Consider the following 13,937-nt stretch of genomic DNA (forward strand, 5'->3'; position numbering starts at 1 on the left):
GACTTCCGGGTTTTTCCTGTGAAGTCTGTAAATCTTATTTATTGATCACTAATTGTATTTTTACTAAGAATACGGATTAACATGCGTATCGGTATTTCTGTTATTACTCATGCCAATCAGAATATCTGGGAAAATGGCATGAGTCAGAATATTATATTTTTGGTTCAGAGCCTGAAGGCTATTCCGTTTGTTAAAGCAGTTGATCTGATCAATGTGGGCGGGCAGCCGGGAATGGCAGAGCAAATTGATTTAAGTCTGTTTGATTTGCATCTGATGTCGGAACAGGAAGCCACAGATGCTTTTGATGTCATTATTGAACTGGCCGGTGCATTAAGTCCGCACTGGCTGGCGTTGCAGCGGGCCCGCGGGAAAAAAGTGGTATTTTATTGTGTTGGTCAGCCTTATGTTGGTCTGGCAGAATACAATGTCTTTGAAAAACCGACCAGTTTTCCGCCGGTAGACCGTTCTGATGAAGTATGGGTTTTGCCTAAAGATAAGGGCTATATTCCGATGTTGCGGACAATGTACCGTTGTCCGGTACATGTTACGCCCTATTTGTGGGATCCGTTGTTTGTATCCAGACGTAAGCAGGAAATTGCTGAGCATGGTTTCTATTTTGGCTGGCGCGATAATCTGCAGGATGGTGTTAAAACACCGTTGAATGTGGCTATTTTCGAGCCTAATATTTCAGTGGTGAAGACTTCATCCATTCCGATGCTGGCCTGTGATGAAGCCTATCGGGCAGAGCCGCAGTCAATAGGTATGATGCATGTGCTCAATACGCTGCATATGAAAGATCATCTGACAATGCTGTATCTGGCCAATTCACTGAATCTGGTAAAAGATCATAAAGCGTGTTTTTACGGCCGCCATGATATTGCCGGATTTATGGCGCAGCATGCCAATGCGGTGGTTTCGCATCAATGGTGCAATGATCAGAATTATTTGTATCTGGATGCACTGTATGGTGATTATCCACTGATTCATAATTCACCTTGGTTAAAAGAGTTTGGTGCTGGCTATTATTATCCGGATTTTAATGCTGCAGAGGCAGGCAGACTGCTTATTCATGCCTGGCAGCATCATGAGGAAAATCTGGGCAGTCAGCGGCAGGCTTCTCAGGCTTTGTTTAAGGCCACTTCACCTCTGACAGAAGCCAATATCGCTGCTCATGCACAATTATTAACTAATCTGTGTGCTGATCGTCCGGAATTATTAAGGAATTAACTCATGTCGTCGGTGTCTTCACTTCGTATCGGTGTTTCAATTTATGTGCGTAAAGGAGCACAGTCGCTGTGGGAAAACGGTATTTTTCAGAATTGTCTGTTTCTGGCGATGCTGTTACAAAAATCACCGGTTGTCAGTAATACTGTGTTGGTTGCCGGTTCCGGTGACGGTGACATGCAGGACGCAATGAATTTTCTGAAGGATTCACCAGTACCTGTAATTGACATGGCCAGTGCTATGGATCAACTGGATGTCATGATTGAAATGAGTGCTCAGCTGTCCAAAGAGTGGATGATAAGTTTCAAGGCACAGGGTGGTAAAGTAGTCAGTATGCGGGTAGGTAATGATTATGTGATTGATATTGAACGCATGCTGTTCAATAAACCTTCTGCATTACTGATTACAGGTGCACCATATGATGAGGTATGGACATTACCTGAGTACGAGAAAAGCTGTATGCCCTATTTTGCCAGTACTTTTCGTACTCCGGTCAGAATTATGCCGCATTTGTGGAGTCCGGTTATTCTGAATAAGGCTTGTGAAAGACTGCCGGAAAATGAGAAGTTCGGATATCAGCCTGGCCGCAGACGCTGGCGTATTGGTATGTTTGAGCCGAATATGTGTATGGTAAAAACCAGTTATATACCTATGCTGGTCTGTGAAAATGCGCATCGTCTGAATCCGGATTTTATTGAACATATCTATGTTTGTAATACTCTGAATCTGAAAGAGCAGAATGCTTTTAATCTATTTGCCCAGAGTCTAAATATTATTCGTCATGGTCTGGCATCGTTTGAAGGCCGTTATCCTATCTGGCAGGTTGTATCACGCTACTGTGAAGCTATTGTTTGTCATCAGTGGGAAAATGCGCAGAATTATCTTTATTATGAAGCTTTATATGGCGGTTATCCGCTGATTCATAATTCGCATCTGATTGGTGATTGCGGGTATCGCTACCATGATTTTGATTGCGAAGAAGGCGGGCAGGAACTGGCAGATGCGTATAAGATGCACGATGAAAATCTTGCCGGTTATCGCGAAAAAGCAGCAGCTTTTCTGGCAACTCTGGATCCGGAGGCAGAAAGTAATGTGCGCTGTTATACTGAAGCACTGAAATCTCTGTTTAAAGTATAGATTATTTTAAATTGATCGATATTTTAGTCTAATGTGTCCCTGCATAAAAGCTGCTGCTGATAAAACACATAAAACCGGTTGGTAGTGAAATATTTCCATAAAAAATATGAATTTATCTAATACATCAAATTTGAGTTCCGGCCATGTTCAGGATACCGGAGCTGCGCGCCTGCGTATAGGAATTACTATTGGTCTGAGTCACCCTGAAGAAACGCTTTGGAATAATGGTATTAAACAGAATGCTGTTTTTCTTGCTGAAGCATTAAAAAACTGTCCTAATGTAGATTCTGTGGTTCTGGCTAATACAACAGATGTGCCGGTTACTTCACGCTTACCATGGGATTTGGAGAGATGGCCGACCAAAAGTTTTATCGAGGTCAAGGATCAGATAGATGTATTGATTGAACTGGGCGGGCAGATTAGTGCTGAACAAACAGCTTATATTAAAGACCGGGGTGTACACCTGATTTCTTACTGCTGCGGTTTTGAATATATCCATATGATGGAGTCGGTTTTGTTTGCCCGCAATATGGGCGGGGCCAACCTGTTTATTAATCAGCGTTATGATGATATCTGGATGATTCCGCAGGTAGCCAATTGCAGTCGGGCTTATTTTGAAATATTCCGCCGCCACGAAGCACGTGTCGTACCGTTTGTGTGGAGTCCGGTCTTCCTGAATCAGAAAACCGCAGCTATGCCTTTTCAGGGTTTATGGCAGGTTCCGGTATCCGGTAAAGGCTGGCGTTTATCGGTTATGGAGCCGAATATCGATGTAGTTAAATTCTGTCTGTATCCGATTCTGATTGCTGAAATAGTCTATCGTGACAAACCGGAATCTATTGATATTCTGCAGGTTTGTAATGCTTTGCCGATGGCGCAGAAATCCATGGAATTCATTGCGCTAATGAATCAGCTGGATATTGTGAAAAAGCACAAATCAGTATTTCTGGGGCGTTATGATACACCGACATTTCTGGCAACCAATACAGATGCGGTAATATCGCATCAATGGGAAAATCCGCTAAATTATTTCTATCTGGAAGTGTGCTGGCAGGGATATCCTTTGATTCATAATGCTGAACTGATTTCTGATCTTGGCTATTATTATCAGGGTAATGATGTGCAAGCGGGTGCTAAACAGTTGCTATCCGCGATGAATGAGCATGCTGATAACTCAGCTCATTATATAGATGAGCAGCGGCGGCAGATTGCCCGCTTTCTGCCGGATAATACTGATTTAGTGGCCAGCTATTCTGCGTTACTGACAGAACTGAAAGCCAGACCACTACGCTAATTGCTATTTATTTTCCTGCATAAAGGTATTGATATTATCCTCCAGCATGGTGCAGATACGCTGTATGGCTTCTTCGCTGCCCCATGCTATATGCGGGGTAATAATCAGGTTAGGCAGGTGAGCTCGCAGTAACGGATTGCCATGTACCGGTGGTTCCTCGCTAAGTACATCTACGCCTGCTCCTCCTAACTGACCATATTTCAAAGCCGCAACCAGTGGCTGTTCTGCAACCAGACCACCTCGTCCGACATTAATCAGTACGGCTTGTGGCTTCATCATTTTTAATTCCGCTTCATCAATCATATTGCGGGTTTGTTCATTCAGCGGGCAATGCAGGGAAACCACATCAGCTTGTTGTAATAGCTGGGTAAATGGGGTATAGCCATCCCGGCAACTGCTGGCGTTTTTGTGTTCTCCCCAGAGAACATGCATTCCGAATGCCTGCGCCCGTGCAGCTAAAGCCTGTCCGATACCGCCCTTCCCGAAAATTCCCAGAGTTTTGCCGTTCAAATCATGTATAGGTGCACCGAAATGGCAGAAAAAAGGGCTGTTTTCCCATAAGCCGGCAGCGACATCGCGCTGATAAGCAGGTAACTGACGCATCAGTGCCAGAATCAGCATCATGGCATGTTCGGCAACCGTATCGTTTCCATAACCGCGAACATTACGAATACCGACATTGTGTTGTTGTGCTGTCTGCCGGTCAATGTGATCCAGACCGGTAGCCGGAACTGCAATTAATTGTAATTGTGGACTATTGCGAATAGCTTCAGCATTAATTCGCACTTTATTGGATATAACAATATTTGCCTGAGCAATCCGGCCGGCTACTTCATCCGGGTTGGTATGGCTATAGCTGGTAATGTGATGAGGAAATTTGAAGTTAAACGGATATTCAGGCAGGGTTGCACGGTCCAGAAAAACGATTTCGCTGGTAGTCATATTATCTCCTGTTAATTGAAAAGCCTGCTATGGACAATAACATGCATGGGTTGAATGTCTGTGTTACAGTGTACGCTAATTTATTAATCAAGGATGAATGAATATGGATCTGGTGATTGAAGATTTGCAGCAGGGTACGGGTACGGAAGCTCAAAAGGGTAAGGAAATTACGGTACATTATACTGGTATGCTGGAAGACGGTACGGTGTTTGATTCCAGTGTTACCCGTCAGCAGCCGTTAACATTTACTCTGGGTGCGGGTATGGTTATTGCCGGCTGGGATGAAGGATTTAATGGTATGAAGGTAGGCGGCAAACGCAAGCTGACTATTCCGCCGCATATGGCTTATGGCAGCCGGGGTGCGGGTGGTGTGATTCCGCCTAATGCCACTCTGATTTTTGATGTGGAATTGTTGCAGGTTGATGATTAAGCTGTTGCACGCTGATTTTGCTCAGGCAGCTGTTTCAGGCTGCCTGAACTGTTTTAATAAGCAGGGATTCTGATGATGGAAACTAATCCGACTATTGCTGCTATTGCGACTGCTCCGGGACGTGGTGGCGTAGGCGTAGTACGTTTATCCGGTAAAAATCTGTTGTCTCTGGCACAAAAATTAAGTGGTGGAAAAACACCGGTGCCGCGCAAAGTGATGTATACCGATTTTGTTGATGCGCAGGATGCGGTTATTGATAATGGTCTGTTGTTGTATTTTGCAGAGCCGGCCAGCTTTACCGGTGAAGATGTAATTGAGTTGCAGGGGCATGGCGGACCAGTGGTGTTGCAGATGCTATTGCAGCGCTGTTTGCAATTGGGTGCGCGGCTGGCAGAGCCAGGTGAATTTACTAAACGTGCCTTTTTAAATAATAAGCTGGATCTGGCGCAGGCTGAAAGTGTGGCTGATTTGATTGATGCTTCCAGTCAGTCTGCCGCACGGATGGCGGTACGCAGTTTGAAGGGTGCTTTTTCTGAAGAAATTCACCGGCTGGTTGATGATCTGATTACTTTGCGTATGCTGGTAGAGGCAACTCTGGATTTTCCGGAGGAGGACATCGATTTTCTTCAGGCCGCAGATGCAAGTGGCAAGCTTAAGCAGTTACGTGACTGTCTGGACAAGGTATTACAGCATGCACAGCAAGGCGCACTACTGCGTGAAGGAATGAATGTGGTGCTGGTAGGCGCACCTAATGTGGGTAAATCAAGCCTGCTTAATGCACTGGCTGGCGACGATATAGCCATTGTTACTGATATCGCCGGTACAACCAGGGATACAGTAAGGGAACAGATTACTCTGGACGGGGTACCTGTCCATATTATTGATACAGCCGGTCTGCGTGAAACAGAAGATGTGGTTGAACGTATTGGTATTGAGCGCAGTCAGCAGGCTGTACAGCAGGCAGATGTAGCGCTGATATTGATTGACCAGCGTGAAGGACTCAATGCCACTACTGCGGCAATTCTGGCGCAGTTACCGGCCAGTTTGCACAAAATCGAAGTACACAACAAGATTGATTTAACAGGAGAAGCAGCCAGCTGTGTTTCACGTGAAACGGGAAAATTGCGGGCATTCACGGATGCCGGTCAGGTCATTGCTTTGTCGGCCAGAACCGGTGAAGGGCTGGACTTATTGCGTCAGGCTTTATTGCAGCAGGTAGGCTGGCAGGGTGAAAGTGAAGGGCTTTTTCTGGCACGAACACGCCACATTCAGGCACTTGAACAGGCCAAAGAGGAGCTGTTAAATGCCAGTATGTGTCAGGAAAATCAGATTGAATTGTTTGCAGAGCATTTGCGTCTGGCGCAGAATGCATTGAATGAGATTACTGGTGAATTCAGTGCCGATGATTTGCTGGGCGTTATATTCAGCCGTTTTTGTATCGGTAAATAAATTTTACACAGTTATTACTACTAAATGAAAGCACTAACTATCACTTTTAACGGATAGTTAGTGCTTTTTTGTTTTAGTGGTTAAAGAGGCTGTATTAAAGCAAATCTTGGCACTGGTTGTCCGTCAACGCTTATGGTTTCATTAAACATGCTTTTGGGACGCACCCAGGTTGAATAATCACCGTACAGGCACTGGTAAATAACCAGTTCTTCTTCGGTTTCACTGTGGCGCGCTGTACCGGTAACCTGATAAAGCCTGCCTTTATAGTGCTGATAAATGCCTCGTTGCATAGATATTTCCTGCATAGTCAGATACAGCCGGAGAGCGCCGGCTGTCAGAGGTGTTATAACTAAAATCTCTTTAATTACAACTCGGTATTCTTTTGGCTGAAAGCCGATTAATTATACAATGGTTTGAATGAATTATAACAAGATGCCATATTAAGGAATACTGTAAATGAATAATGACCCGCGAGCCAAAATGCCAGATGCACCATTGGCCGATAATGAACGGCTGAAAGGTGAAAGTAATTATTTATACGGGCAGATTGCTGCCGATTTACATGACGGGATTACCGGCGGGTTTAATGGTGATGATTTTCAGCTGATTCGTTTTCATGGTATGTATGAGCAGGATGACCGTGATGTCCGTGCTCAGCGACAGGCAGCCAGACTGGAACCGTTGAAAAATGTAATGATGCGCTGCCGTCTGCCCGGCGGAATTATTACCCCGAAACAATGGCTGGGAATTGATGAATTTGCTACTGCACATACACTTTATGGCAGTATTCGTCTGACTACACGCCAGACCTTTCAGTTTCATGGTGTGCTGAAACCTGATATTAAACCGATGCATCAGTGGCTGCATCAGCTCGGTCTGGATTCAATTGCTACCGCCGGTGATATTAATCGTAATGTGTTGTGCACCAGTAACCCGATTGAAAGTAGCTTGCATCGTGAAGCCTATGAGTGGGCGTGTAAGATTTCTGAGCATTTACTGCCGCGAACACATGCTTATGCTGATATCTGGCTGGATGGTGAAAAGGTGCTTAGTTCAGAACCGGCTGCACCATTGTCAGATGGTGTGAGTAATGATGTGGTCGAACCGATCAACGGTAAGACTTATTTGCCACGTAAATTTAAAACTGCACTGGTTATTCCCCCACTGAATGATGTGGATTTACATGCTAATGATTTGAATTTTGTCGCTATTGGTGAGGGCGGTCATCTTGTTGGTTTTAATGTACTGGTAGGCGGCGGGCTGTCTATTGATCATGGTAATCAGCGTACGTTCCCGAATACTGCTAAGGATTTTGGTTTTATTCCGGTAGAGCAGGCAGTGCGGTGTGCTGAGGCTGTGGTTACTACCCAGCGCGACTGGGGTAATCGCAGTGATCGCAAAAATGCACGTACACGTTACACTTTGCAGCGTGTAGGCGCAGAAGTATTTAAAGAGGAGGTTGAGCGCCGGCAGGGTTTTAAATTTGCTGCCAGTCGCCCTTATGAACTCACTGAACGCGGTGATCGCATTGGTTGGGTACAAGGGGAAGACGAACGCTGGCATCTGACCTTATTTATTGAAAACGGCCGTTTACTTGACTATCCTGACCGGCCGCTGAAAACCGGTATGCGTGAATTAGCCAGAATTCATAAAGGCGATTTCCGCCTGACAGCCAATCAGAATGTGATTATTGCCGGTGTGCATGCTGAAGATAAGGATGAAATTGAACGGATTGCCCGTAAATATAAACTCATTGACGATGAAATCACGGAACAGCGTAAAAACAGTATGGCCTGTGTGGCTTTTCCAACCTGTCCGCTGGCGATGGCTGAATCTGAACGGTTTTTATCCGGTTTCATTGATCAGGTCGATGCGCTTATGGCGCAATATGGTTTGTCTAAGGAGCATATTATTCTGCGGGTAACCGGTTGTCCGAATAACTGCGGCCGTGCGTTACTGGCCGAAATCGGGCTGATTGGCAAAGCAGTCGGCCGTTATAATCTGTACGTTGGCGGTAACCGGGCTGGCACGCGTATTCCGCGTTTGTTCAGCGAGAATATTACAGTTGATGAAGTGCTGGCTATCTTGCAGGATTGGATTGCGCGCTGGGCACAGGAGCGTAATAATGCTGAGGATTTTGGTGATTTTGCTATTCGTACCGGTATTGTTAAACCGGTAGTAGATGCCGCAGTAGATTTCTGGGATGCAGATAAAGTTTCAGCGTAAATGATTAATCAGAAAAGAGAAATTTCTGTGATTTAATTAAATAGTCCGGATACCTGATAACAGGTTCGGACTATTTTGTATCTATGGTGTCAGATTACGGCTGCTGATTGGCATAAATCTGATCAAATATACCGCCATCACTGAAAAAGCGTTGTTGAGCTTCTTTCCAGCCACCAAATTCTTTATCAATGGTCACCAGTTGCAGGCTGGGAAACTGGTGCCGGTATTCTGCCATGATTTTTGGATTCACCGGTCTGAAATAACTTTGTGCTATCAGACGTTGGGCACTGTCGCTATACAAATATTGCAGATAGGCAGTGGCCAGCCGGCGTTTATCCGGGGTAAGAACATTACTGTCAACAACGGCTACCGGCGGTTCACATAAAATTGAAAGTGACGGCGTGACGATTTCGAATTCGTCAGGAGACTGTTTAAGTGCCAATCTGGCCTCATTTTCCCATGCCAGTAATACATCGCCGAGCTGGCGGTGGGTAAAGGTGATGGTAGCGGCACGTGCTCCGGTATCCATCATGGGTACATGCCGGAGTAAAGCTTGCAGATATGCCTGAGCACTGGCATCACTACCGTTTGGCTGATGCTTCGCCCAAGCCCATGCAGCCAGAAAATTCCAGCGTGCACCACCGGATGTTTTAGGATTAGGTGTGATAATCTGAACATTGTTATGAATCAGATCTCCCCAGTCACGGATATGTTTGGGATTGCCCTTACGCACCAGAAAAACAATGGTAGAGGTATAGGGGGTACTGTTATGGGGTAAACGCTGCTGCCAGTCCGGTTGCAGTAATGTTTTTTTGCCACGGTTCAGAGCATTGATGTCTCCGGCCAGCGCCAGTGTCACCACATCGGCTTTAAGACCATTTTGCACGGCAATGGCTTGTTTGCCGGAACCTCCGTTGGACTGGCGGATGTGCACTTTCTGACCGGTTTGCTGATACCAGTAGTTTTCAAAATCAGTATTGTAGTGCTGATACAATTCACGTGTAGCATCGTAAGAAGCGTTCAGCAGAGTTGCTCTGCTGCCGGAGTTGTTATCGCAAGATGTCAGACCTGCAATTATTGCTGCCAGCAGACCGTAGCGCCAGAATATATTCATGCCGGAAAATAGGTTTTAGACGATGTTTTAATGTAGCAATGCTGGTTCGGGTACGGAAATACTGTTTTTTTGTTTCTTTATAACCAAAAGCAAGATAGCAGTCTGATAATCAGATGGAATGGAAGTAGTAAGAGCTGTGAATTTGAAAAAGTTGGCTTAGGCTGTTATAAACCGCTTTTAATTTTTTTATCTGTTTAATTGAGAAAGTTACATGAAGAGCCGGAATGCAGATGTTGCAGCTGAAAAAAAACTGTTAACACGGGAAGATGTGCGTACGCTGATGCTGTCATCCTTTGGCGGGGCACTGGAATTTTATGATTTTGTCATTTATGTTTTTTATGCCAAAGTGCTGTCTGAACTGTTTTTTCCGGCAGGTTTAAATCCATTCTGGGCGCTGCTAAATACTTACGGAATTTTTGCTGCCGGTTATCTGTTTCGTCCGTTGGGCGGTATTGTGATGGCGCATTTTGGTGATTTATTTGGACGCAAACGTTTGTTTGCGTTGTCTATTATGATGATGGCTTTACCTACGTTGTGTCTGGGGCTGATGCCTACTTTTGCTAATATCGGCTATGCAGCCCCTATACTGCTATTAGTATTACGCATGATACAGGGTGTGGCTATTGGCGGAGAAATTCCGGCAGCCTGGACTTTTGTGTCTGAACATGTACCTGAAAAACGTATTGGTATGGCAAATGGTTTTCTCACAGGCGGGTTGTCGCTGGGAATATTACTGGGCTCTCTGATTGCGCTGGGTATGGCAAAACTTTTCAGTAGTGAAGCTATTCTGAACGGAGCATGGCGCATACCTTTTATTATTGGCGGGCTGTTTGGGCTGCTGACTCTGTATTTACGCAGCTATCTGCATGAAACGCCGGTTTTCAAAGCAATGCAGCAACGCAAGGAGCTGGTAACGGAAATGCCGGTTAAAGTTCTGGTTTCTAAACATAAAACTGCTGTATCTGTCGGCATGCTGCTTACCTGGTTTCTGACTGGCTGTATTGTGGTGATTTTGCTGGCTATGCCGCAGTTATTAACCGGCAGTTTCGGATTTTCCAGTACGCAGGCATTTGAAATGCAGAGTATGGCTATTGTGATGCAAATGCTTGGCTGTGTGATTTATGGTTTGCTGGCTGATCGGCTGGGTACCGGACGGGTACTAATAGGCGGAATTGTGTTTACAGGTGTAATGACAGCGTTATTTTATCCGGCATTGGGCAAATACAGTGATAGCCTGATTTTTGTTCTGTATTTATTGCTGGGGCTGGCGGCTGGTGTGGCCGGTATTGTTTCAGCAGCCATGATACGAATGTTTCCGCCGGCTATACGGTTTACAGGGATTTCTTTTTCCTACAATGTGGCTTACGCTATTGTCGGCGGTTTAACCTTACCTCTGGTGCAGTGGTTAAGTCGTTTTAGTCCGATTGGTGCAATGTATTATATTCTGCCTTTATGTGTAGTAGGTATACTGGCTGCCGGAGTATTTCAACACCGTTACCGGTAATGCTGTAGCTGCATAGTAACAGATATAAAAAAGCTGCTTTATCCGCAAGTATATATTGCATCCGGATAAAGCAGCTTTTTATCTATGATTCTATATCAGGCGTTGCCGGCGTTAGCCTGTTCAGCCTGATACATGGCTTCGAAATTGATCGGAGCCAGCATTACCGGCGGGAAGCCGGAACGTGTAATGGTATTAGATACTGTTTCGCGTGCATAAGGAAACAGAATATTCGGAGCAGCTACAGCCAGCAACAGTTCTACATCTTTTTCTGGAATGTTGGCAATGCGGAAGATACCGCTTTGTGCTACTTCATTCAGGAACAGTACACGTTCTTCAGTCATTTTTGCAGTAACGGTAACGGTTACTGTCACATTATAAAATTCATCTTCCAGTTTTTCAGAATTAGAAGTAACACGCAATTCAATTTGTGGCTCTCCGCTTTCCAGAAATATCTGTGGTGCATGCGGTACTTCCAGTGACAAATCTTTCAGATAAATTTTTTCAATGCTGAATACCGGTTGTTGTGAGGTTTGTTCTGATGCTTTTTCATTTTTGTTCATGTTGTTCTTTCAACGAAGGAATATAATTAATATTGCAGATTTCATCTGGTTGTACCGGATGAAAAGTGAAAAAAGATAGTACGTGCTTAACCTGCGAGCAGAGCGTCTAGTTTACCTGCTTGATTCAAAGCATTCAAATCATCAAAGCCGCCGACATGTACCTCTCCGATATAAATCTGCGGAACAGTCCTGCGACCGGTACGCTGCATCATCTGCTCTCGGATTTGCGCATCGGTATCAACGCGGATTTCATTGATATCGGTTACACCTTTTTGTTTGAGTAATGCTTTGGCCATCTGGCAATAAGGGCATACCCCAGTGGTATACATGGTAATCGGTTGCATTGCAGTTTCCTTATTTACGGACAGGTATAAGCATACCGCGAACTTGCGATACTGGATAGGTGCAGGCTTTCTTTGAGCGTATGCTGCGGTATAATCGAACAATACTTATATAACAAACGGACATATAAAGATGATTCGTTTTGAACAGGTTTCGAAAACGTATCCGGGCGGTTTTACTGCGCTGAAAAACTTAAGTTTTTCTATCAACAAAGGTGAAATGATTTTTATTGCAGGCCATTCCGGTGCAGGTAAGTCAACAATTCTTAAACTGATAAGCGGTATTGTTAAACCTACTAAGGGCAAGGTCTGGCTGAATAATCAGGATTTGGGGCGGCTAAATGATAACCAGCTCGGTTATTTGCGTCAGCATATCGGTATCGTTTTTCAGGATCATAAATTATTATTTGACCGCAATGTGTTGCAAAATGTGATGTTACCTCTGCGTATCACCGGTTATGAACGTAAACAGGCTGAACGGAGGGCGCGGATAGCGATTGAAAAAGTTGGTCTGAGCGGGCGCGAACTGGCCGATCCGATTACTTTGTCCGGTGGTGAGCAGCAGCGGTTGTGTATTGCGCGGGCTGTGGTACATCAGCCGGGACTGCTGATTGCAGATGAACCGTCTGCCAATCTGGACAGAGCCTATGCACTGGATATTATGGAGCTGTTTAAAACATTTCATGAGGCCGGTACGACAGTTATGGTAGCAGCACATGATGAAACACTAATGGCAGACTACGGGCATCGTATTATCCGTTTGCAGGAAGGCAGGTTATACGCATGAACCAGTTTATTTCACTGCATAAAGAAGCGGCAGGTAAGGCCTTACGCCAGCTATTGCGTCAGCCAGTGGCTACCCTGCTGATTTTATGCATGCTGGCCATTGCCATGACTTTACCGCTGGCTCTGTATCTAGGAGTACAGAGCGGTCAGCAGGTACTGGGACAGATGAATGAAGTGCCTACCATGACACTTTATATGCAGATTAATGCCACTGCCAGTGATAATCACACCGTTGAAGAAGCCTTAAAGGCCAATAAACAACTTCAAAAAGTAGTATTTGTGAGTAAACAGCAAGGGCTGGAAGAGTTGCAGCGCAGCATGGGTAATCAGGATTTGGTTTCAATGCTTGACAGTAACCCTCTGCCGGATGCATTTACGGTTACGCCACAGGCAGATTCGCCGGACGAGCTGGCTGCATTACAGACTCAGTTTGAACAATTACCCATGGTTGAAAGCGTGAAAATGGACGCTGAGTGGATGCAGACGCTGTATCAGATTAATCAGTTTGTCCATAAATTGTTGTGGTTTCTGGCTATTACACTGGGGCTGGCTTTCGCCCTGGTTGCTTACAATACTATCCGGTTACAGATTCTCAGTCATCGGGAAGAAATCGAAATTACCAAACTGCTGGGCGCTCCGGCATCATTTATCCGCCGGCCGTTCCTGTATCTGGCTATCTGGCAGAGTCTGCTGGCTGCGGCAATCAGCATTGGTTTGTGTTATTGGCTTAACTATCAGACTCAGCCTTTACTCAGTGCGATTTTACAGCCATATGGTGTGCATGTTGTCTGGCGTTTTTTCAACCTATGGGAAGTGCTGGCTATTTTGCTAATGGTCTGCGGATTGGGTATGCTGGGCGCATGGCTGGCTACACGTCAGCATTTACTTAGCTTTAAATCAGTACGGTAAAAATTATCCCCCCAAATAGCG

14 protein-coding genes are annotated in these 13,937 nt (G+C 45.1%); 9 read left to right on the forward strand and 5 right to left on the reverse strand.

Annotation, left to right across the window (positions count from 1 at the left end; translation table 11 throughout):
* Positions 1 to 81: 81 nt before the first annotated feature.
* The 3 genes from H3T84_RS08410 to H3T84_RS08420 all read left to right on the forward strand — a co-directional run bounded on the left by H3T84_RS08410 (position 82) and on the right by H3T84_RS08420 (position 3,655).
* Positions 82 to 1,227, forward strand: a complete 1,146-nt coding sequence (locus H3T84_RS08410) for a DUF2827 domain-containing protein (protein WP_100117242.1) — start codon at positions 82 to 84, stop codon at positions 1,225 to 1,227.
* A gap of 3 nt (positions 1,228 to 1,230) precedes the next feature.
* Positions 1,231 to 2,361 (forward strand): DUF2827 domain-containing protein, encoded by a 1,131-nt coding sequence (locus tag H3T84_RS08415; RefSeq protein WP_174832529.1) that lies wholly within the window; start codon positions 1,231 to 1,233, stop codon positions 2,359 to 2,361.
* Positions 2,362 to 2,467: 106 nt separating this feature from the next.
* Entirely contained in the window at positions 2,468 to 3,655 is a 1,188-nt protein-coding gene (locus H3T84_RS08420; protein WP_198218843.1) for a DUF2827 domain-containing protein, read from the forward strand.
* Positions 3,656 to 3,658: 3 nt separating this feature from the next.
* Here H3T84_RS08420 and H3T84_RS08425 read toward each other — a convergent pair whose 3' ends face one another.
* Positions 3,659 to 4,597, reverse strand: a complete 939-nt coding sequence (locus tag H3T84_RS08425; RefSeq protein ID WP_174832531.1) for a D-2-hydroxyacid dehydrogenase — start codon at positions 4,595 to 4,597, stop codon at positions 3,659 to 3,661.
* A gap of 103 nt (positions 4,598 to 4,700) precedes the next feature.
* Between H3T84_RS08425 and H3T84_RS08430 the strand changes: the two genes are divergently transcribed.
* Together H3T84_RS08430 and mnmE are read left to right on the forward strand one after the other, a co-directional pair.
* Complete coding sequence (locus tag H3T84_RS08430; RefSeq protein ID WP_025329671.1) at positions 4,701 to 5,027, forward strand: FKBP-type peptidyl-prolyl cis-trans isomerase; 327 nt, start codon at positions 4,701 to 4,703, stop codon at positions 5,025 to 5,027.
* Between the two features lie 72 nt (positions 5,028 to 5,099).
* Positions 5,100 to 6,476, forward strand: a complete 1,377-nt coding sequence (gene mnmE / locus H3T84_RS08435; protein ID WP_198218844.1) for a tRNA uridine-5-carboxymethylaminomethyl(34) synthesis GTPase MnmE — start codon at positions 5,100 to 5,102, stop codon at positions 6,474 to 6,476.
* Positions 6,477 to 6,556: 80 nt separating this feature from the next.
* Here mnmE and H3T84_RS08440 read toward each other — a convergent pair whose 3' ends face one another.
* On the reverse strand, positions 6,557 to 6,766 hold the full coding sequence (locus tag H3T84_RS08440) for a DUF1653 domain-containing protein (protein ID WP_232346154.1): 210 nt from the start codon (positions 6,764 to 6,766) through the stop codon (positions 6,557 to 6,559).
* Positions 6,767 to 6,932: 166 nt separating this feature from the next.
* On the opposite strand from H3T84_RS08440, the gene cysI reads away from it, so the two are divergent.
* A complete protein-coding gene (gene cysI / locus H3T84_RS08445) occupies positions 6,933 to 8,702 on the forward strand; it encodes an assimilatory sulfite reductase (NADPH) hemoprotein subunit (RefSeq protein WP_198218845.1) in 1,770 nt (589 codons plus the stop codon).
* A gap of 94 nt (positions 8,703 to 8,796) precedes the next feature.
* Here the strand turns inward: cysI and H3T84_RS08450 are convergent, their stop codons facing one another.
* Positions 8,797 to 9,816, reverse strand: a complete 1,020-nt coding sequence (locus H3T84_RS08450; RefSeq protein ID WP_037392416.1) for a sulfate ABC transporter substrate-binding protein — start codon at positions 9,814 to 9,816, stop codon at positions 8,797 to 8,799.
* Between the two features lie 211 nt (positions 9,817 to 10,027).
* Between H3T84_RS08450 and H3T84_RS08455 the strand changes: the two genes are divergently transcribed.
* Complete coding sequence (locus H3T84_RS08455) at positions 10,028 to 11,320, forward strand: MFS transporter (RefSeq protein WP_198218846.1); 1,293 nt, start codon at positions 10,028 to 10,030, stop codon at positions 11,318 to 11,320.
* Positions 11,321 to 11,415: 95 nt separating this feature from the next.
* Here the strand turns inward: H3T84_RS08455 and secB are convergent, their stop codons facing one another.
* Together secB and grxC are read right to left on the reverse strand one after the other, a co-directional pair.
* Complete coding sequence (gene secB, locus H3T84_RS08460; RefSeq protein WP_198218847.1) at positions 11,416 to 11,880, reverse strand: protein-export chaperone SecB; 465 nt, start codon at positions 11,878 to 11,880, stop codon at positions 11,416 to 11,418.
* Positions 11,881 to 11,966: 86 nt separating this feature from the next.
* Positions 11,967 to 12,224, reverse strand: a complete 258-nt coding sequence (gene grxC, locus H3T84_RS08465; RefSeq protein WP_174832536.1) for a glutaredoxin 3 — start codon at positions 12,222 to 12,224, stop codon at positions 11,967 to 11,969.
* Positions 12,225 to 12,354: 130 nt separating this feature from the next.
* Between grxC and ftsE the strand changes: the two genes are divergently transcribed.
* Entirely contained in the window at positions 12,355 to 13,008 is a 654-nt protein-coding gene (gene ftsE / locus H3T84_RS08470; protein ID WP_084585172.1) for a cell division ATP-binding protein FtsE, read from the forward strand.
* Positions 12,999 to 13,916 (forward strand): permease-like cell division protein FtsX, encoded by a 918-nt coding sequence (gene ftsX, locus H3T84_RS08475; protein WP_174829662.1) that lies wholly within the window; start codon positions 12,999 to 13,001, stop codon positions 13,914 to 13,916. Before ftsE ends, ftsX begins: the two co-directional genes overlap by 10 nt.
* Positions 13,917 to 13,937 lie beyond the last annotated feature (21 nt).

Source organism: Snodgrassella sp. M0110 (genome assembly GCF_016101465.1).
Lineage (GTDB): Bacteria > Pseudomonadota > Gammaproteobacteria > Burkholderiales > Neisseriaceae > Snodgrassella > Snodgrassella alvi.

Excerpts from the sequence above, each read along its gene's own strand:
- H3T84_RS08430 (WP_025329671.1), top strand. The coding sequence starts at position 4,701 with ATGGATCTGGTGATTGAAGATTTGCAGCAGGGTACGGGTACGGAAGCT.
- H3T84_RS08455 (WP_198218846.1), top strand. The coding sequence starts at position 10,028 with ATGAAGAGCCGGAATGCAGATGTTGCAGCTGAAAAAAAACTGTTAACA.
- ftsE (WP_084585172.1), top strand. The coding sequence starts at position 12,355 with ATGATTCGTTTTGAACAGGTTTCGAAAACGTATCCGGGCGGTTTTACT.
- H3T84_RS08415 (WP_174832529.1), top strand. The coding sequence starts at position 1,231 with ATGTCGTCGGTGTCTTCACTTCGTATCGGTGTTTCAATTTATGTGCGT.
- cysI (WP_198218845.1), top strand. The coding sequence starts at position 6,933 with ATGAATAATGACCCGCGAGCCAAAATGCCAGATGCACCATTGGCCGAT.
- H3T84_RS08410 (WP_100117242.1), top strand. The coding sequence starts at position 82 with ATGCGTATCGGTATTTCTGTTATTACTCATGCCAATCAGAATATCTGG.
- H3T84_RS08440 (WP_232346154.1), bottom strand. The coding sequence starts at position 6,766 with ATGCAACGAGGCATTTATCAGCACTATAAAGGCAGGCTTTATCAGGTT.
- grxC (WP_174832536.1), bottom strand. The coding sequence starts at position 12,224 with ATGCAACCGATTACCATGTATACCACTGGGGTATGCCCTTATTGCCAG.
- H3T84_RS08425 (WP_174832531.1), bottom strand. The coding sequence starts at position 4,597 with ATGACTACCAGCGAAATCGTTTTTCTGGACCGTGCAACCCTGCCTGAA.
- mnmE (WP_198218844.1), top strand. The coding sequence starts at position 5,100 with ATGATGGAAACTAATCCGACTATTGCTGCTATTGCGACTGCTCCGGGA.
- secB (WP_198218847.1), bottom strand. The coding sequence starts at position 11,880 with ATGAACAAAAATGAAAAAGCATCAGAACAAACCTCACAACAACCGGTA.
- H3T84_RS08450 (WP_037392416.1), bottom strand. The coding sequence starts at position 9,816 with ATGAATATATTCTGGCGCTACGGTCTGCTGGCAGCAATAATTGCAGGT.
- H3T84_RS08420 (WP_198218843.1), top strand. The coding sequence starts at position 2,468 with ATGAATTTATCTAATACATCAAATTTGAGTTCCGGCCATGTTCAGGAT.